General features: G+C 67.2%; 18 protein-coding genes and 5 pseudogenes. 12 read left to right on the forward strand and 11 right to left on the reverse strand.

Annotated features, from left to right (window positions below; genetic code table 11):
* Nucleotides 1-602, reverse strand: a 602-nt coding sequence (locus AB0H32_RS39470; RefSeq protein ID WP_361131550.1) for an IS110 family transposase, incomplete at its 3' end; no start/stop codon positions are given.
* 659 nt (nucleotides 603-1,261) lie between these two features.
* Here AB0H32_RS39470 and AB0H32_RS39475 point away from each other — a divergent pair.
* The 3 genes and pseudogenes from AB0H32_RS39475 to AB0H32_RS39485 form a co-directional block, all read left to right on the forward strand.
* Nucleotides 1,262-1,399: pseudogene (locus AB0H32_RS39475) on the forward strand (M15 family metallopeptidase); the annotation flags it as partial.
* 364 nt (nucleotides 1,400-1,763) lie between these two features.
* Nucleotides 1,764-2,237: a hypothetical protein gene (locus AB0H32_RS39480; protein ID WP_361131552.1), complete on the forward strand. Its 474-nt coding sequence runs from the start codon at nucleotides 1,764-1,766 to the stop codon at nucleotides 2,235-2,237.
* A gap of 158 nt (nucleotides 2,238-2,395) precedes the next feature.
* Nucleotides 2,396-3,349 carry a hypothetical protein gene (locus AB0H32_RS39485; RefSeq protein ID WP_361131555.1) on the forward strand — a complete coding sequence of 318 codons (954 nt, stop codon included), beginning with the start codon at nucleotides 2,396-2,398 and terminating at the stop codon, nucleotides 3,347-3,349.
* Nucleotides 3,350-3,388: 39 nt separating this feature from the next.
* Here the strand turns inward: AB0H32_RS39485 and AB0H32_RS39490 are convergent, their stop codons facing one another.
* On the reverse strand, nucleotides 3,389-4,351 hold the full coding sequence (locus AB0H32_RS39490; protein WP_361131598.1) for a helix-turn-helix domain-containing protein: 963 nt from the start codon (nucleotides 4,349-4,351) through the stop codon (nucleotides 3,389-3,391).
* A gap of 113 nt (nucleotides 4,352-4,464) precedes the next feature.
* A pseudogene (locus AB0H32_RS39495) lies at nucleotides 4,465-5,127 on the reverse strand (IS5 family transposase); the annotation flags it as partial.
* A gap of 137 nt (nucleotides 5,128-5,264) precedes the next feature.
* On the opposite strand from AB0H32_RS39495, the pseudogene AB0H32_RS39500 reads away from it, so the two are divergent.
* Nucleotides 5,265-5,475 (forward strand): annotated as a pseudogene (locus AB0H32_RS39500) (IS5/IS1182 family transposase); the annotation flags it as partial.
* Nucleotides 5,476-5,729: 254 nt separating this feature from the next.
* Entirely contained in the window at nucleotides 5,730-5,924 is a 195-nt protein-coding gene (locus AB0H32_RS39505) for a hypothetical protein (RefSeq protein WP_361131558.1), read from the forward strand.
* Between the two features lie 129 nt (nucleotides 5,925-6,053).
* On the opposite strand, the gene AB0H32_RS39510 is transcribed toward AB0H32_RS39505, so the two are convergent.
* The 6 genes from AB0H32_RS39510 to AB0H32_RS39535 form a co-directional block, all read right to left on the reverse strand.
* Nucleotides 6,054-7,337 carry a hypothetical protein gene (locus tag AB0H32_RS39510; protein ID WP_361131561.1) on the reverse strand — a complete coding sequence of 428 codons (1,284 nt, stop codon included), beginning with the start codon at nucleotides 7,335-7,337 and terminating at the stop codon, nucleotides 6,054-6,056.
* 132 nt (nucleotides 7,338-7,469) lie between these two features.
* The gene (locus AB0H32_RS39515) at nucleotides 7,470-7,907 is read right to left on the reverse strand and encodes a hypothetical protein (RefSeq protein ID WP_361131564.1); all 438 of its coding nucleotides are present in this window, start codon (nucleotides 7,905-7,907) and stop codon (nucleotides 7,470-7,472) included.
* A gap of 44 nt (nucleotides 7,908-7,951) precedes the next feature.
* A complete protein-coding gene (locus tag AB0H32_RS39520; protein WP_361131567.1) occupies nucleotides 7,952-8,671 on the reverse strand; it encodes a hypothetical protein in 720 nt (239 codons plus the stop codon).
* A gap of 1,329 nt (nucleotides 8,672-10,000) precedes the next feature.
* Nucleotides 10,001-10,345 carry a helix-turn-helix transcriptional regulator gene (locus AB0H32_RS39525; protein ID WP_361131570.1) on the reverse strand — a complete coding sequence of 115 codons (345 nt, stop codon included), beginning with the start codon at nucleotides 10,343-10,345 and terminating at the stop codon, nucleotides 10,001-10,003.
* Nucleotides 10,342-10,707: a tyrosine-type recombinase/integrase gene (locus tag AB0H32_RS39530; RefSeq protein WP_361131573.1), complete on the reverse strand. Its 366-nt coding sequence runs from the start codon at nucleotides 10,705-10,707 to the stop codon at nucleotides 10,342-10,344. Before AB0H32_RS39530 ends, AB0H32_RS39525 begins: the two co-directional genes overlap by 4 nt.
* Nucleotides 10,708-10,784: 77 nt before the next feature.
* Nucleotides 10,785-11,420, reverse strand: a complete 636-nt coding sequence (locus AB0H32_RS39535; protein ID WP_361131576.1) for a hypothetical protein — start codon at nucleotides 11,418-11,420, stop codon at nucleotides 10,785-10,787.
* Nucleotides 11,421-11,623: 203 nt separating this feature from the next.
* Between AB0H32_RS39535 and AB0H32_RS39540 the strand changes: the two genes are divergently transcribed.
* The 6 genes and pseudogenes from AB0H32_RS39540 to AB0H32_RS39565 form a co-directional block, all read left to right on the forward strand.
* Nucleotides 11,624-12,574, forward strand: coding sequence for an ATP-binding protein (locus AB0H32_RS39540; RefSeq protein ID WP_361131578.1), 951 nt, complete (start codon nucleotides 11,624-11,626; stop codon nucleotides 12,572-12,574).
* A 32-nt stretch (nucleotides 12,575-12,606) separates the two neighbouring features.
* Nucleotides 12,607-12,861, forward strand: coding sequence for a hypothetical protein (locus AB0H32_RS39545; RefSeq protein WP_361131581.1), 255 nt, complete (start codon nucleotides 12,607-12,609; stop codon nucleotides 12,859-12,861).
* Between the two features lie 234 nt (nucleotides 12,862-13,095).
* Entirely contained in the window at nucleotides 13,096-13,506 is a 411-nt protein-coding gene (locus AB0H32_RS39550; protein WP_361131584.1) for a hypothetical protein, read from the forward strand.
* Complete coding sequence (locus AB0H32_RS39555; RefSeq protein WP_361131587.1) at nucleotides 13,503-13,790, forward strand: hypothetical protein; 288 nt, start codon at nucleotides 13,503-13,505, stop codon at nucleotides 13,788-13,790. The genes AB0H32_RS39550 and AB0H32_RS39555 overlap by 4 nt, the downstream gene beginning before the upstream one ends.
* 33 nt (nucleotides 13,791-13,823) lie before the next feature.
* Nucleotides 13,824-13,898: pseudogene (locus tag AB0H32_RS39560) on the forward strand (TetR/AcrR family transcriptional regulator); the annotation flags it as partial.
* Between the two features lie 131 nt (nucleotides 13,899-14,029).
* Nucleotides 14,030-14,128, forward strand: a pseudogene (locus AB0H32_RS39565) (IS5/IS1182 family transposase); the annotation flags it as partial.
* 53 nt (nucleotides 14,129-14,181) lie between these two features.
* On the opposite strand, the gene AB0H32_RS39570 reads toward AB0H32_RS39565, so the two are convergent.
* The gene (locus AB0H32_RS39570; RefSeq protein ID WP_361131590.1) at nucleotides 14,182-14,436 is read right to left on the reverse strand and encodes a hypothetical protein; all 255 of its coding nucleotides are present in this window, start codon (nucleotides 14,434-14,436) and stop codon (nucleotides 14,182-14,184) included.
* 119 nt (nucleotides 14,437-14,555) lie between these two features.
* Here AB0H32_RS39570 and AB0H32_RS39575 point away from each other — a divergent pair, with 119 nt between their 5' ends.
* The gene (locus tag AB0H32_RS39575; protein WP_361131592.1) at nucleotides 14,556-14,918 is read left to right on the forward strand and encodes a DUF2255 family protein; all 363 of its coding nucleotides are present in this window, start codon (nucleotides 14,556-14,558) and stop codon (nucleotides 14,916-14,918) included.
* On the opposite strand, the gene AB0H32_RS39580 is transcribed toward AB0H32_RS39575, so the two are convergent.
* Nucleotides 14,880-16,486 (reverse strand): LuxR C-terminal-related transcriptional regulator (locus tag AB0H32_RS39580; RefSeq protein WP_361131595.1); only part of this gene is annotated, 1,607 nt, incomplete at its 5' end. The genes AB0H32_RS39575 and AB0H32_RS39580 overlap by 39 nt on opposite strands.

Here is a 16,486-nt window from a genome sequence, read left to right on the forward strand (position 1 = left end):
TGCAGTTGCGTGCGTGTAAGCCGTGCTGCCCGGCTGGGTGTGGGAGCCACCTTCAGGACCTCCCGCGCTTCCCGGCGGCAGAGGCCGTTCCGCCAAGGCTCGAAGGCGGCCAGCGCGGCCGGGTAGTACTCGCGTAGCAGAGAGCGGAGCTGGTTGGAGACCTGCTGCCGGTTCCACGTGGCGTCCTGTTGAGCGCGGGCGAGTACCGCTAGCGATCGTGCGAGGTCGCTGTCGTCGGGCAGCGGTCGGTGCGCGTGCATGTCGGTACGCAGGATGTTCGCGAGGACCAGGGCGTCGCCCGGGTCGGACTTCTTGCGCGAGACGGAATGCCGGTCACGGTAGCGGGCTGCGGCCATGGGGTTGATCGCGTAGACCTTCCGCTTCCCTGTCCGCAACACGGCTACCAGCAGGCCGCGGGAGGTCTCGATCGCTACCGGGATCGGTGTCTCCTCCGTGTCACCGTATTCGGTCAGCAGCTCCAGCAGGATGCGGTAGCCGTCTGCGTCGTCGGTGATGTGCCGCTTCGCGACCAGCTGGCCGCTGTCATCGACCAGGGCGACGTCGTGGGTCTTCTCCGCCCAGTCGATACCGCAGTAGATCAAGATGTTCCTCCCCGTTGTGCTTCTGTGCTGGTCACGAGTACGTGCGGGCCACGCAGCGACCCAATTCCAGGACTCATGCCAGGGGCTGGTCCGCCACCTCAGTAGCTGTTCGTGGCACCAGCGCATCCCACGGGCCTCGGTCTGTGCGGGAGCTCTCATGGCTCGGGCATTTCAAGAGGTCACCGTGCGACGGGCTCGCACCACCAACTCCAACGAGTGATCAAGCGCGAGTGTTGACGCACGAAGGCGCCGGGCGGCGAACCGTCTGGCCAGAGTCCTCGGAGGACGTGGTGATGTAAGTCGTCCGCCCAGCGCCCACGTACGTCAACAACTCGCCGTGGTGCGCTCCGAGGACACCGGACGTCACCGGTCTCGTATGAAGGCATGCGAGTGCCTGGTCGACGTGAGATGTCCACCCGGTGCCCACGCAGCACACCACGGTTGATCTACGTGGTGACCAGACGGCACCGATCTTCGCCAGTCTCGTAGGAGGGCTTGCTGCCTGGTAGACGTTAGGCATCAGATCAACCCGCCTGGTCACAACTCTTCGAACGGCGCCGATCAACTGCTCTCATCGAGACCGTCCTTAAACAGGAATTAGAGTGATGTGGCGATACCAGCCCACGTAGCGACGGACTTCGTATTCGTCCAGCCCGTCCGCGCGCGACAACCGCAACCTACTGGCCCAATGCCTGCGGGAGGAGGGCCTTGTCAACTATCCGAGCGAGTGGTGGCACTGGTCATACGGGGACCGGTACTGGGCGCTCATGACCGGTGCCTCCGCCGCCGTTACCGGCCGATCTAACGCTCACAGGGCAACGCCACCCCCTGTTCATGCTCCTGTGGACTTGGCCCGTTCGGCGGCAGTGCTCTGGAAACGACGGACTCGGTGCCGCTCTGGATGAGCATGCAGCGGAAGGTGAGCCGGTCGGTGCCGGCCAGGCAGGGGCTACCGACGGAATGGCTTGACCTGCGGTTTTGCAGTTCTTCGTGCGTAATGGTCCCGTGATGGCCTGGGGAGAATCCCGGGAGCTTCACCCCTTGATCGCGGTTGTGACTGAGCGCTTCAGTTCCACTCTCAGCGCCAGGATTGGCCGCGGAGTGGTGATCACAAAGGGGATACACCGTTCAGACAGGAGCATCAGGTGGCAGGCTCGCCCCATGGCAGACGACATCGTGGGGAGTCAGGTCGCCGACCTTCGGGCTGAGTGCGAAGAACAAGCCCGGAAGAACCGCTTCCGTCGGCAGTTCTGGCGGTTCGCCCATGCCACACTTGGACTGCCGGCTGCCGTACTGGCCGGGATCTCGGGCGCAACGGGGCTCTCTTCAGCAGATGCCCGTATCCCAGCGGCCGTACTGGCGCTCGTCAGCGCGGGACTTAGCGCTGCTATCGCCTTTCTCAAGCCGGAGGTGCATCAGCAAGCGGCTCACGCACGTCGCAGGGCCTACCTGGCATTGGAGGTGGAAGCCCGCTTCGCGCTGACACAGGCGGCATCCAGTGGCGAACCCGTACCTCTAACCGTCTACAGGAATCTGCTGGAGCGTCGAAGGATGGTCATCGCAGGTCAGCTTGACGAACTCGTGCAGCGGATTGCTGTGGGGGGAGCACCTGCCGGGGTAGAGGCCAGCGAATGAGGAGTCTCGTGCGCCGGGTTCGGACGACTCCCGGGGTAAGACAGTCGACGCTGAGTGTCGGGGTGGCCAACTGAAGCGTTCAGTCGCAGCGGTCGCCGATTCGGGTGGATCAGGGCGGGTCCCAGATTGGGATTCTGCGTGGAGCGCAGTCTTCTGGCGTGGTGCCACAGTCGAAGAAACCGTGTCCGAAGCAGCCTGCGATCCGTCTCGGTGAGATCAACACGGTCGCGCTCGTGGACCGGCTCCGGGAGCTCTACCAGGCTGGTGGCGATCCGGAGTTCGAGCGCTTCCCAGCCACCGACGAACTGTTCCTCGTGCTGCGGCACGCCGGGCTCACGGCCGGCGAGCTGAAGGTCGACACCTCCACGGTCGACCCGAAGGACGTGATGGGCGAGGCCGCGGTCATCCGGGCGAAGGTGTGGCCGTACCTCCGGGAGCAGGCGGATGCCGGGCAGCTGAAGGCCATCGAGGCGGGGCGGGCGGTCGGCATGCCCTGGCACCGGTTCAACGAGGCGCTGTGCGTGAACACCAAGCACGGCGCTCAGCAGAAGGCCCAGAGGCTGAAGGCCGAGCAGGTACGGCGTCCTGATGAGCGGCGGGCTCCCGAGACAGCGCGCGCTCACGAGTTGACGGACGCGGCTGAGGAGGTGGAGAGGCTGGGCCGGATCGCCAGGAACCTGCCTCGCTTCCCGATCGCGCATCCGCTGTGCCACCAGCTCCTGGAACACAGAGACGGTCTCGTCGTCGAAGGCATGTCGGATTGGTGGCTCGACGGCATCGCCGAAGTCGTCGACAACCGCACGACCGACCTGGAGAAGGCCAACCTGACGGATCTGCTGGCGAGCTTCGAACGAGAGATCCACAAGCTGACCCGGGATCGAAATCAGCCCGCAACGACGACAGACGAGGCCCGACAAGCCCTCACCGCCGCCACCGACTTCGTCCCACCGCCCACTGCCGGCGATCCCACGGCAGCGCCACCGCTCCCAAACTGGGCCCCCCGCACGGCGCTCACGCCGCCGCACACAAGGAGGCCGCCCCACCGACTGATGCCCGCCCTATTCCGTCACCCCGCGAGCCCCATTTCGTCGGTAGCTCAACGTGGGCGGTGAGGCGTGCGTGTTCAGTGCACACCCGTGTTGGCAATGAGTTCACTCGCGGTGGTGGAGGGCTTGGTGCCGGTGGTCCTTGGGTGTGGTGCCGTAGGCGGCGCGGTAGGCGCGGCTGAAGTCGGCTGCGCGGGGAAAACCCCAGCGGCTCGCGATGGCGTGGATGGGGGCAGCGTGGAGCGCAGGGTCGGCGAGGTCTCGGTGGGCCGCTTCCAGGCGCAGGCGGCGTATCCATGCGGCGACTGTGGCGTCTTCGTCCTGGAAGAGGCGGTGCAGGTAGCTGACGGAGATGTGGTGCGCAGCCGCGATGGCGGCTGGGGTGAGATGCGGGTCGTGCAGGTGCTCTCCAATGAACGCCTGGATGCGCAAGATGAGGGTCCGACGGTGCGTCTCCGGAGGGAGGCACCCGCCCGCTTCGAGCATGTGGGAGATAAGAGCGGTGACCAGATCCGTCAGGACCGTGCCCAGCCGGGGCCCGTCGGAAGGCTGGAACGAGGCCGTGTCTGCGGTCAGTTGGGTGAGAAACTGCACGAGCAGGGCACCCACCCCGTCCCGGGCCGGCATCGGCTGCCCAACCACCCGGAGACCCGCCCTGCCATTCAGCAGCGGCAGCAGCGCTGCGGGAATCTCCACTCCCACCGTCGCCGGGTCGCCGCTGCTGTGGAGCTCGTACGGCAGCGAGGAAGAGGTGAGGAACAAGTCGGACGGCTTGTACTCGGCTTCCCGGTGCCGCCACACGCCTGCCCCGGTCCCGCGTATGGCAAATGCAAGATGATACGTCTCGGGGTCAGACTGCCGGATCAGCTTCTGTGTGCGCCGCAAGGCCATCGGATGGTACGTGGCAGGCCACACGGTGACGGCACCGAGATCCAGCACCCGCTGTGAAGCGTGAAAGTCGTCGGCGTAGTCGCTGCGCACCTCCATGGGAGCATGGGTACGGCCCACACGCTCAACCCAGTAATCGAACCGGTCCGCCGCAGCAACATCCTGACTCCGGAACACCATCTCGCCCAACAACAGTCTTCCCCCGTCTCTGAAACCACTGGTCAAAGGGCTCCTACCGGGTGACGGTGTGCGGACGCACACGGTTCCGTTAGAGGTCGTTTTCTCCCGTTGTTTCATCCCGTAATACGGATTTGATCCGATGATGTCGGGTCGCGCCAGGAGGTGGCGGCTTCGCCGGTGAGGCGGCGGGCCATCAGGTCGGTCATGGCCAGGTGGATCATGGCTTCGGAGCGGGCCGGGAGGGTCTCGTAGTCGCGGGCCAGGCGGCGGTGGAGCATCAGCCAGCCGTAGGTCCGTTCGCCTGTCCACCGCTTCGGTATTGGGGTGAATCCCCTGGTCCCGGCGGTGCGGGCGGCGATTTCCATGTCGATGCCGTGAGTGGCGGCATGCTCGACGAAGTGCTGGCGGTAGCCGCCGTCGACCCACACCTTACGGATGCCGGGATGGCCGGCGGCGACCCGGTCGAGCAGTTGGGTGCCGGCCACGGAGTCCTGGACAGTGGCCGCGGTGACCAGCACCGCCAGGAGGAGGCCGATCGTGTCGGTCACGATGCTCCGCTTCCGGCCCATGATCTTCTTGCCCGCGTCTATGCCCTGACTCGTGGTGGGCACGGTGGTGGAGGTCTTCACGCTCTGCGCGTCGATCACGCAGGCCGACGGCTCCGCGTTCCGCCCCTCCTTATGCCGCACCAACTCCCGCAGCAGGCCATTGAGCTGGGCAAAAACCCCGTCCTTCTGCCACTTGGCGAAGTAGCCACAGACCGTCTCCCAGGGCGGGACGCCTCGGGGATGACCTCATCCGCTCCACTGAAAAGCACTGGCGTGACATGGTTGGTGACAGGGGCCGACGAATACACACTGACGAGCCACGCGGAGTAGTACGCGGCCTCAATCGCCCTGACGATCGACCAGGCATTCGAAAAGCCCGGAGCCTGAAGATCGCCCGCCGTGGCACCCCGCACGGCTCCCGACTCGGCAAGACGCGGTGGGTGGTGGAGCGCACCTTCGGCTCCACCAGTTCAACGCCTCCGCATCCGCTACGAGATACGCGCCGACCTCCACCAAGGACTCCTCGAACTCGCCTGCTCCATCATCTGCTTGAGACAACTACGCATCGCGTTCTGAAACGATCAGTTAAGGGCGTCTTTCACCTCGACTCCGCCTGGCACTACGGCTGGGAGACGATCGCCGCGCTCATCGCCACCACCAAAGCCACCCCCCGGTGACCGGCCGCCCCCGCACCCCGCCTGGACCGCGTCCGAGCCTCGCTCGGCATCGCCCATCTCGCCCTCCAGCAGATCGAGGACGACGTACGCGCCGACGGCATCGACGGCTCCGAGCTCGCCGCGATCCTGCGCGAACTCCAGGAGGACATCGACGTGCCCGGCGGCCTTTTCCCGATGCTCGCCCAACTGGTCAGCACCGCCGCCCGCCTGACGGAGCAGATCGAGCCCGACCGCGACGGCGACGCCTCCTGCTACCTGCACGAAGCCGCAGATCTGATCACTGACAACGCCGGGCAGCGCCTCACCTGGTTCGCCCTCTCCCTCGACCTGCAAGGAGATGCCGAATGACCTCGGTGCTGTACCCGGACCTGCCCGATACTGGTAACCCGGGCTATTGGAAGTTGCGGAATGGTAGATCTTCCTCAGACCGCCGCGAGCTGCTTGTGTACGACTCCTGGGGTGGAAGACCCGCTCGGGTTAGTTGGCTTCCCCCAGGTAACTCAGGGCTTGACGGAAGTCGTCGAGGGCGGGCCTGAACTCGTGGGCGGCGGTGTGGAAGGTCGCTCGGTCGATCAGGATCCTTGCCAGTGTTCGCGTTCCCTCTGCCGGGTCGTGCTGAGACAGCTGACGGGCCAGGCCCACTCCGTCGTCGAACAGGGAGCGCACTCGCTCCGCGAACAGATGGGTGCGGTTCTCCCAGTAGACGGCGGAGCGGATAGTGAGAAGCCGATGCAGGCGCACCAGTTCGGCCAGATGCTGGTCCGGATCCTGGGTGGCTCGCGAAGCGAGGGCGTCCGCCTCCTCCCGGAGGGCATGGCGGCTGTCGAAGTAGCGCTGCTTGGCATCGGGCGACCACTGCAGGGGCGCCGTCCCCGAAGGCGGACGCGGTCCATCGGATGCAGGCCGATCGCTTTCGGCGCCGGAGAAGGTCAGCAGCACCGCCCAGAACGACGCCTGATAGCCACTCCAGGACTTCCGCTCACCGGTATCGGCCAACTCGGTCAGCAGGACGAGTGCCTCTTGCCGCACGAGGGCCGCCTGCTCGCCTCGCCCATGGGTGTCGAGCATCTGTGCGTACCCGATGAGCGAGTAGAGATGGCAGGCCATCGGGCCGCGGTCGTTCGCGGCTTCGGCCGCTTCCATGCTGACGAGTGTCTCGAACGCGGCGAGTGCTTCACTGGACCGGCCGGCGTCGTGGAGAGCGGCGACCCAGTCCAGCAGTGACCAGGCGAGCCCCCCACTGCCGGGCCCGTCGGGCAGGATCGCTGCGACCAACTCGGTCATGGCATCGGCCGCTTCGGCGTAGCGTCCTTCCTCGGAAAGACCGGCAGCCCACTCGCGCAGCCCTTTGACCACAGGCTTTCCCGACAGTTCGGCCTGCGCACGGCTGATGGCGAGCATCTCGGCGCGCATGGCAAGTCCTTCAGCGTGCCGGCTCACGGTGTACAGCTCTCTCTGACACGTGTCGAGGGCCCCGTACAGTACATCCGCGCGGGCAGGCTCGGCCGGATCGATGGACCGTGCCACGGCCACCGCCTCCTCGCACAGCGCGAGAGAGGAGGCATGCTTTTCACCGGAGCCGCTGTCGTAGCTCAAGCGCTGCAGCGCCCTGGCCAAGCGCGGCAGGTACGAGGCGGGGCTGACCTGAGCGAGCACACGGTAGGCGTCGACTTCCTCGCGCGGCGTGCGGCGTCCCGACGCGAGCAGCACGTTCCGCGCCCGCACGATGTCGTCCTGATCGACTTTCCCCGAGTGATTCATAACGGAGATTTTGGGTGCCTCGGAGGGGCCGAACAAGGCTGATCACCTGTGCCGTTCCTCCTACGAAAACACCCTCTCACCTGTCATGATGGGTGTGACATCACTTTCCCCGGGGCTTACTGGCAACTTCGGCTATTCAGACTTGCGGAATTCCCGACGTGCGAGGTCCGCTGCGTAGCCGAGTCTTGTGTTGCCGGCGTCGTGGGACCAGGCCACTGCGCAGGTGATGGAGATGCCCAGTACGTCGCTCAAGACGGATGCCGGGATCTGAGCTGCAAGATCAAGCAGCGCTGTGTTGCGGCTGGCACGAGCGCGGATGCCGAGCCGGTTGAGCCGTACTGTCAGGTGGCTTGCGGTCATGGCTTGACCTGCGCGGCCGCCCGGGAAGAGCCACGGGCCTGGCTCGTTCTGTCCCAGGACAGCGAAAGCCTGTCGGCTGCGGGCAAGTTCGAGGAGCAGGGATCCGAGTGGCTCGGGAATCTCCACTGGACGGGATCCCAGCTGGAGCTGAACTCTTTCTTCAGCGCCAGCCAGGATCTTGTCGGTGGTGAGCTGGGTGATGCGGGACACTGGTTGGCCGTAGAGCACGACGAGGCAGCCAGCGACCCTGTCGGTCAGGGCGAGGTCTGCATCGTGGAGGAGCCGTTTGCTGATGTGCCAGCGCTCGTCCTCTCAGCGAGTCGTTCCGTGCCGCGCGACGAGGTGCGTGGGGGAATGTGTACTGCGGGGATGTGGCCTCGTGCGGCAGACCACGTTAGGAAGCTCCTGGCCTGCGCGTGCTTGCGGCCCGTCTGGGCCAGCCATTCGTCGATCTCTGCCTGATCACAGGTTGTCAGGCTGCTGCCGCGCTGACGCAGCCAGCGTTGCAGAGCGACCGCCGCGTAGATGTCCAGCCGTACGGTCTGGCACTGCCCGCGCGTGATGGGGCGGCGCCGTGCGCGGGACCGGAGGCGCCTGAGGTGTACCCAGGTGGCGAATCGGCTGATGAGCGTTCGCTCATGCGGGTCCTCGACCCGCTGGAGGAACGCGCTCAGCCAGCGTTCCAGGGCAACTAGTTGTTCATCGCGAGCGGGCAGCACGTCGGTGGCCACCAGAGCGGCCCGCAGGTATGCAACAACCTTCGATTCCGGCATCTCGTCCAAGGTGGTGTGTGTGACGGGGCCTGTTCCCTCGGCCAGGGCACGCAGGATCTGCTTCGGCCTTCGGTGGGAGAGCCAGAGCAGCAGCGAGGACGCCTTGGAGTCGGCCAGCGCCGTGAAGACCGGGTCAAGCTCCGGTCGCAGGTCTCCGCTGTGGTTTTCCAGGGCGGCATAATAGCTGCCGGGGGGCTGCACAGGTGGCGCAGAGCCCGAAGTGGTGCAGGCGTTCGTGTGTGCCGCATTGAACGCAGTGGCGCCGTGACGAGGGGTGCTTGCGGTAGCAGACCGTGCACAGGGGCCCTGCGTCGACGCGGCCGTAGACCCGCATAGTTCGTCCGCAGTCGACACACGGTTCCCGGCGGCGGGCGCAGAATTCGCACAGCCCGTCACCATTGTTCAAGCGGACGAACACCGCTCGGACGGCGCTGCACCTTGAGCATGGGGCATGTGCGCTGCGGGCCCTGCAGGCCGCACAGCGAGGAGCCTCGGAGGTGTAGTAATGGCACGGCTTCTCTCGTCCGCAGACCGAGCAGGTCGTGACGGGTGGGCGCCAGCATGATCCGCAGATGGCGCGGCCATCGTCGTCTGGGACGGTCCAAGGCCACAGGCGACCGCAGAGGAAGCAGGTGCTCATGTTGGCGGGATCGCGGCGCATGCACGCGGTACACAGGGGCTCGCCTTCGTGGGTGCGTGTGGCGACGTCCTTGGTCTGACCGCAGCGGCTGCACGGCTCGTGGCGGCCGGCCGCGTAGCACCCACGGCAGCAGCGACCGTTGTTGCTGCGCCACTTCAGGGGCTTGGCGAGACCGCAGATGGCGCACGGTGGGCGGACAATCTGGGCAGCACCTACGTTGAGCAAGCCATCGATCAGCGAGATCACTGCCGGGGAGCCTTGGGCACCCTCACGGGTGAGCAAGCTGGGACGGTGGCGGAGTTGAGATGCAGCCTTCCGTCGCTGGTGGGCGTGGGGCAGCGATTCCTTGATGGCGGCTGCGGCGGTCCGTTCGTCCAGGCCGGTGTCGAGTTGATTCAGGACCCTGAGGATGACGTCTGTGCCGTCCTCGGCAGGAGGATGCTTCTCGCATCTGGGGAGGCCGTCCTGGTCGTGGCAGAAGACCTTGAGGTTCTTTCCGCATATGGCACACGGCTGCCGCGGCTCACCTCCTGTCGTCTTGCGCTTGCAGTGGGAGCAGAGCCGGCGTGTCCCGTCCCGGTGTTCCAGCGACGTTGTCCGGCCGCAGCCGGCGCATCGAGGCAACACAAGGCGCCTTGTTCCGTGAGGAAGCAGTGCGCGGATCAGCAGCTCCACATGACGTGGCCCTTCGTCTCGGCCACTCGTCAGCAGATCGGGATCCGTGTCCAGGGCCTGGGCCAGCCGGCGCAGTTGCATACGGGCCGGGGCGACCTGAGCGGCGGCTTGCTCGATGATCGCGACAGGGAGATCAGGCTCCGCTGCGGCGACGGCGTCGACGATGACCGGCAGCGGCTTGAGGACGAACGCGGGGGTGCGGGCCGAGCCGGACGTCACTTCGGATCACGGGTGACACGGGCACGGCGCGGGCGAAACTCCCCGACGCCGCGGTCCAGCTCCGCCCCGGCGTCCGAAGCACCAGCCGCCTTACGCAGCGGCGCGGCGGCCTGAATGGGCTCAATAAGCTCGTCCATGCGGCACGCAAGGATGTCGATCAGCGCCATCAGCGTCTTCATGCTCAGCCGCTCCGGCTTCTCCGTCACGAGCCGGTAGACCTGGCTTGCCGACAGGTTCACACCCCGCTCGAGGAGCAACGGTCGCAAGTCGGTCGTCGAGTACATGCCCCGCAGGGCCATGAGCTCGCGCAGGTGCCAGTTGTAGTCCAGCTTCGATGTCATACCTTCTCCTGTCCGTCCGCCTGGAAGGCCCGGTCCAGTGCTCTTCGCATCATCGTGTTGGTGAAGTCCGTGCTGACACCCGTGTAGATCGCCGTTGTTGAAGCGACGCGGTGACCGACCTGGTCCTGGACGAACTTCGGGTCGGCACCGTCTTCGATAAGGTGCGTGACGTAGGAGTGGCGCAGACAGTGTGGGACCAGGCTCTTGTCGAAGCCGAGCGCCTCGCGGTAGGTGGCGAAGCGGTCCTCGATCTCGCGCGGTTGCAGTCGCCCGCCGCGTTCCGTGAGCCAGACGGCTTGCCTGCCGGTGCGATCCGGGAAGCGGAAGCGGATGTTCTGCAGGTAGTCGTCCAGGGACTCCACGGCCCATGGCATAACGCTGGCGACCATGCGCCGTCTCGGGCCGGACCCTTTGGTGCCCTTCCCGTAGCGCACGTGCATCAGAGCCAAGCGTCCAAGCTCCGGTGCCTTGGCGTTCCGTAGAAGTCTGTGACGTCCAGGCGGGATGCCTCGCTGACTCGCAGGCCCCATCCGTAGATCGTTTTGAAGACGGTGGCGTCGCGATAGGCGGGCAGGGCGCGCTTCCTGCCCAGCCAAACGGCTCTCTCCACTTGGTCGTCCGCGTAGTCGAAGAGTGCCTGCACCTCTTCCCGGGTCATGGGGCGCCGGTCCGTGTCACCTTCGTACTCGTCGAGGTGAGCTGTGGTGTTCCATTCGTGGCACACCTGGACGGGGTGGGTACCGAAGCGCTCTTCGCAGACTTCAGACCAGTGGTAGTGGGGTGACGTGATGAAGTCACAGAACAGGCGCAGGGCGCCCTGGTAGGCGCGGATGGTGGACTTGGCGCGGCCTCCCTCGGAGATCAGCGTTGCCGACCACTCGTCGATGTGAGCGGCGGTCCAGTTCCACGGGTACTCCCCGCTGAAGTCGACGAACCGCCGCACCACCGATTGCCGGTCGCGGATCGTGTCGGGCTCCAGACGCCTGCCGAGTTGTTGCTTCTCCCAGCCGTCAAGCATGCCGTCCAGGACGGAATCTTCCGGATGCAGCAGAAGCACGCCCGAGACCAGCTCCAACCGTGCCGACCCGGGCGCCTCGAAGCCCCGCCGCACCAACCCCACACCCCCTGCGCCTGGTGCCTGAATCCTGCATCAGATGCATGACGGTGATCAAGTTCCCAGCTCAGAAAGGTGAACTCGCCATGCTTCCATGTCAATGCGAACAGCAGATGGGTGACGTGTCCCGCTTCTTCCCATGCAGCCGATGCAATTCCCCGGCCTTGAACGCGCTGATCGTGCTGATCGGCGCCTCCGGCGCGGGCAAGTCCACGCTGGCCACCACCTGGCCCGCAAGCCAGGTCCTCTCCCTCGACGCCCTGCGCGGTGCCGTCAGCGACGACCCGGGCAATCAGGAGGCGACCGGCGACGCGGTCGACGTCCTGCATCTGATCCTGGAGCGCCGCATGACCCGACGCCTGCTCACCGTCGTCGACACCACGAACGTGAGCCGCGAGGCCAGGGCACCGCTGGTCGCTGCCGCCAAGCGGCACCACGTGCCTGCCATCGCGGTCATCGTGGCCACTCCGGCCTCTGTCTGTGTCGGCCGGCATGGACAGCGTCCGGCTAACCGCACCGTCCCGGAGGACACCGTCCGCAAGCAGCACAAGGCGATGGTGCACTCGCACCCGAGCCTGGCGACTGAGGGCTTTAACGAGGTCGTGTTCGCCGATTCCCTGTACCGGCTCAAGCCGTACCTGGAGCGCCTCAGCCGGGCACGGACCGCTGACTTCGGGCTGGACGGCGGTCAGGGCCTGGGGGATCTGTTTCTGGTCCGCCGTTTCTGTGGCCCGGAAATTATGCCGCTGTGGCAGTGGAAGCCCGGCTCTGGCATCGCCGGAGGCGACCACGTCACGGAGATCCGCCTCGGCCAGCAGTACCTCACCCTCGCCCTGCGCACCGACGTTGACGGCGAGGGTGACTTCGGCTTCGACGTCATGGTGCCCTGCCCGCACGACGACGAGTACAGCGGCTGCGCGTGGGCACCGGCCTACAGCATCACCTGCCTGCACCGCGTGCTCACCGGCCAGTTGGACCGCAGCGAGGACATTGTCTGCACCGTGCACGGCGGTTTCGACGACGTCGACCAGGAGGCCGACGACCGCGACCTGAACGTCGACTTCGAAGGCCTGGTAGACCTCTCAGCCCAGGCACGGGAGGCGATCCGCACATGAGGGTGCCTCGCCAATGCTCATGGACCGCAGTCGTGGACGCCACCCTCGCCCTCGCTGTGGCTGCGGCCGCTGTCCTCGTCATCGGTGCAGTCGCGCCGCTCGCCGCCGTCCTGGCGTCCCTGCCCCTCGCTGGCACGGCGGCCCATATCGCCTGGGAACTGGTCGGCTGCGCCGTGGCCGCCCTTCTCGGGATCGGCTTGGACCGTCCGACCACCCTGCTCCTACGCCCTCTCCGTGCTCATCCCCGCGCCCGGCAGAAGAGCTCCGGCAAAGGCCAACGGTCGTAAGGGGACCCGAAACCCCACACTCGCACCCTCTGGTGACACCGGCCGACCTCCCAGCTGGTGACGACCGGTGGAGCGGCTGCCCGACTTCCCACCTCCCGGTCCAAGGCACAAGCGCCAGCCTCGCCGCGCACCGCCGCCCGCACCCGCGCCCGCGTCGGCGCCCGCGACCGCGACCGCGACCGCGACCCACGCATCCCGATCACTATCCACGTCGACGACCGACAGGAAAGCCCCATGTCCGCTCAAACCAAGACCGACACCTTCGCCGCACTGATCGGCTGCTTCACCACAGATCTCGCCGCACTCACCGGGGACGAACCGAAGCGCGTGACCAGCCCCACCGCGTTCATCGACCTGGTCGAACGCGTCCGCGACGTCCTGGACATGACCAGCGTCGGCACCCTGCAGGACGCCAGCGAAGAGCTGGACAGCGCCGTCATCTACCTCACCGACGCACTGACCAGCCAGGCGAGCGACCAGCCCTCGCTCCTGGCCTGGGCCCGCACCCACCTACGGGACGCCATCGAGACGGCCAGCTGCACCGCGTTGAGCGCACTCTGTGCCGCCCCGACCCCGCACCCCGCCAGGCCGGGGAGGTCGCAGTGGCCCCTCAACCACGAGAGCGAAAGGAGCCGGACGTCATGACCCTGCGCACCTACCAGGTCGACGTCCCGATACACAACACCGCCAACCCGGCCCGCGGCGTGCACGTCTTCACCGGCGTAGCCGACTCCCCCGCCGCCCTGCGCCGCGCGCACGAGGTGTACGACGCAGCCCTCGCCGCGCACACGGCCGGACTCGAGATCCCCGGCAGGCAGCCGGACAGCTGGGGAGCGCGAGGGCTTCGGCCCGGCTGGCAGATGGAGTGGCCCGCAGCGACCGCCGGCCTCGTCGATGGGCGAGGACGGAATTCGCCTCGCGTAACATGACGCGGCAGACCCGTCCGTTCAGCCGCAGTGGGGAACGGCCTCGCCGTGACCGAGGCCAAGCTGGCCGCCCTCGACGGGCTCGCCGACATCGACACCGTCATGCGCGCCGGCAGAACGCCGGATGCGCAAGTCGGCGGGCCCCGCAGCCATCACCGGCCTGGGCGGCAGTCGTTGATCAGGGCGAGGGGGCTGTGGACCAGGGCGACAGTCTCGAAGACCGCGCTGATGAGTACCGGTGAGGACACCGGCAGTGGGACATCGCCCACGGCGCCCGCCTCGGAATCGACGTCGAATTCGTCCAACGTGACCCCGGCGTCAAAGGGTTCAAGGTGATCCCCTCGGCTGGCTGATGCACTACCGCCGTCAGTGTTTCGTCCCGGCGGCGCCGGGTTCAGTCCCAGAGGGAGATCGCCAGGACCAGGGCGCCGACCGGTATCAGCAGCCACGGCTCGGCCAGGACCGAGAGCCCGGTGAAGATCAGGGCGAAGTAGGCCAGTGCCTTGGCGGCGCGGCGCTTGGCCTTGTTCTTCGTGCCCTTGTTCTTCTTCGAGCCCTTGTGGTGAGGCGCCTCCGCACAAGGGGCGGCCTCAAGGGTGTGCGTGTCGATGTCGATTGTGGTTTCGGGCTCCATGCTGATGTTCGTCATGACACTCAGCTTCGTCGCGAGAGCACCGCCCTCGCGTCGGCGAAGCCCGCCTATCTAGGTGAAGACCACCGACGCGTACGTAGTTCCGCCACGGTGAAAGTTGGCCCATGAACGCTTATATGGATCGCGCGGAGATCGTTTTGTGGGTACGGCTTGCGGACGGCCGGTGGTCGCCCAGGACGCTCTGGGTGGTGGTGCTCAACGAGGAGGCGTATGTCCGCTCGGCTTTCGGCCGGCGCAGTGCCTGGTACCGCCGGGTTCTGCGGCATGTGGACACGGAGGTGGAGGTGGCCGGGGTGCGGCTGTCGGTCACCCTCCGACGGGTGGATGACCCCGAGCTCGTCCAGCGTGTCTCCGGTGCATACCGGGCCAAGTACGGGTTGGGCTGGCCCGGCCCCGTGGAGTCGTTGAACGGGCCCGAGGCCGCGGCCACCACCATGCGGCTAACGAATGTCGGGCAGGTCTCGCAGTTGTCTGCGTGAGGTGAGCCCGAGCTTGCGGAAGATGTTGCGCAAGTGCGCGTCGACCGTCCGCGGGCTGAGGAACAGCTTCGCCGCCACCTCCTTGGACGTGGCGCCGTCGGCGACCTGGCGTGCGATGTGCACCTCCTGCATCGTCAGCTGGTCCGATGCCTTCGACGTGCGGCTGCGGGCCTGCTCGCCCGTGGCGCGCAACTCGCCGGCGGCACGCTCGGCGAACGCCTCAACGCCGAGGTCGGACAGCGACTCGTGCGCCAGCCGCAGCGCGGACCGGGCGTCACGCCGTCGGCCCTGGCGCCGCAGCCACTCCCCGTACAGCAGATGTGCCCGGGCGCGGTAGACGACCAGTGCGCTGCCCTCGAGCAGACCGATCGCCTCCTGGTAGGCGGACTCGTCCTCGGTCACCAGGGCCCGCGCATAGGCCTCGACGCCAAGACCCCACGCCTGCCGGCCCGCCTGCGTGCGTTCTTGGAGGGACGCGAGGGCCGCGGCGGCGACCTCGGTCTCGCCACACCGCATGGCCGCCTCGACCAGCTCGGGCAGGGCAAGGCCCGCCGTGCCGACGGCGCCGTACTCGACCGCTTCCTTCGCCGCCTTCAGCGCGGCCGGGTAGTCGGCCAGGCCGTTGCTGAGCACGGCCGTCGCCCACTGCACGCTGAGGCTCATCCGCTGCTCCACCGACGCGAACAGTTCGACGGCATCCTCGCGCCGCCCGCGCAGCGCCGCCAGGTGGAGTCGTGGATAGACCAACGGCGCCGCGCCGGTGGCGTCGGCGATCGCCTCCTCCTCGGAGATCAGCTCCGTCGCGGCACCGAAGTCGCCCGTGTGCACGGTCACGGCGGCCTGCATGGCCAGTCCGATGGGCAGCGCGTGGAAGGAGCCCGATTCTCGGCCGGCCGCGACGGCACGGGTGGCGATGCCGCACATGGCCTCGATGTTCCACAGCTCATTGGCCACCATGAAGCCCAGTGACGGCCGCCTGGCCCACACCTCGTCGTCGGCGTCGCCGACGACGGGCCTGAGGCTCTCTCCCGCCACCTGATGCCCGTCGCTGACCAGGTTGATCAAGCCGGTCAACACCGCCGCCGCACCGGATTCCGACTCGCCCGACGGCGGGGCCTTCCTGACGGCCTCCACCACGTGGTCGAGGCCGCCGAGCAGAAGGCCCATCTCGATGGCGTCCAGATAGCACTCCCGTGACCAGGCGGGGTCGGTGGCCGCCAGCCGGGCGGCGGCACGCAGGAGGAACTTCGTGGGGCCTTCGTCCCCCCGGCGGCGGACGAACGACAGCCTGCCGCGGAGCAGATCGGCCCTGGCGGCCTGGCTCGGATCGTCGGTCCGAACGGTCGTCAGCAGGTCGGCCGCGGTGTCGAAGTCGCCAACCGAGAGCTTGGCCTGGACCGCGGCGAGGACCCGCTCGACGCGTTGGACCGGGCTGATGGTGAGCGCGGCCGAACGCTCGAGGAAGGCCGCCGCCGCAGCGACACCGCCACGTTCGCGGGCGCGGGTCCAGCCGCCGCTGTTCGCGCTCCAGAGCCGGGACCGGACGGCCCTCCCGGCGCGCCACCGCG

Origin of the sequence: Streptomyces sp. NPDC020362 (genome assembly GCF_040642095.1) — a bacterium.
Taxonomy (GTDB): Bacteria; Actinomycetota; Actinomycetes; order Streptomycetales; family Streptomycetaceae; genus Streptomyces.

What these genes read in the sequence shown, in the direction of transcription:
- AB0H32_RS39480 (WP_361131552.1), top strand. Translation starts at nt 1,764, where the DNA reads ATGGCAGACGACATCGTGGGGAGTCAGGTCGCCGACCTTCGGGCTGAG.
- AB0H32_RS39490 (WP_361131598.1), bottom strand. Translation starts at nt 4,351, where the DNA reads ATGGTGTTCCGGAGTCAGGATGTTGCTGCGGCGGACCGGTTCGATTAC.
- AB0H32_RS39510 (WP_361131561.1), bottom strand. Translation starts at nt 7,337, where the DNA reads ATGAATCACTCGGGGAAAGTCGATCAGGACGACATCGTGCGGGCGCGG.
- AB0H32_RS39525 (WP_361131570.1), bottom strand. Translation starts at nt 10,345, where the DNA reads ATGACATCGAAGCTGGACTACAACTGGCACCTGCGCGAGCTCATGGCC.
- AB0H32_RS39550 (WP_361131584.1), top strand. Translation starts at nt 13,096, where the DNA reads ATGTCCGCTCAAACCAAGACCGACACCTTCGCCGCACTGATCGGCTGC.
- AB0H32_RS39555 (WP_361131587.1), top strand. Translation starts at nt 13,503, where the DNA reads ATGACCCTGCGCACCTACCAGGTCGACGTCCCGATACACAACACCGCC.
- AB0H32_RS39570 (WP_361131590.1), bottom strand. Translation starts at nt 14,436, where the DNA reads ATGACGAACATCAGCATGGAGCCCGAAACCACAATCGACATCGACACG.
- AB0H32_RS39575 (WP_361131592.1), top strand. Translation starts at nt 14,556, where the DNA reads ATGGATCGCGCGGAGATCGTTTTGTGGGTACGGCTTGCGGACGGCCGG.